Source organism: Streptococcus sp. UBA4344 (assembly GCF_002393675.1).
GTDB lineage: Bacteria > Bacillota > Bacilli > Lactobacillales > Streptococcaceae > Streptococcus > Streptococcus vicugnae.
The window spans coordinates 30,829-31,174 of sequence record NZ_DGTE01000024.1 but is presented as its reverse complement, the minus strand read 5'-3'; the positions used below and the strand labels follow the sequence as shown (position 1 = coordinate 31,174).

Annotated in this window: 1 pseudogene; it reads right to left on the bottom strand. The window is 41.0% G+C overall.

What is annotated here, in order from left to right:
* A pseudogene (locus B4D49_RS04695) lies at window positions 1-346 on the bottom strand (F0F1 ATP synthase subunit alpha); the annotation flags it as partial.

Below are 346 nucleotides of genomic sequence, written 5' to 3'. Positions count from 1 at the left end.
CACGTCCTGGTGGACGACGAAGAAGAAGTGACAGTTCACGGTAAGCTACCGCTTGTTTTGACAAATCATCATATACAATCAATACGTGTTTACCGTTATACATGAATTCTTCAGCCATTGCAACACCAGCATATGGAGCGATGTAAAGTAATGGAGAAGGTTGTGAAGCTGAGGCTGTCACAACGATTGTGTAATCAAGGGCACCGTATTTACGAAGTGTTTCAACTTGTGTACGAACAGTTGATTCTTTTTGACCAATCGCAACATAGATACAAATCATATCTTGTCCTTTTTGGTTCAAAATTGCGTCAATCGCAACAGATGTTTTACCTGTTTGACGGTCACC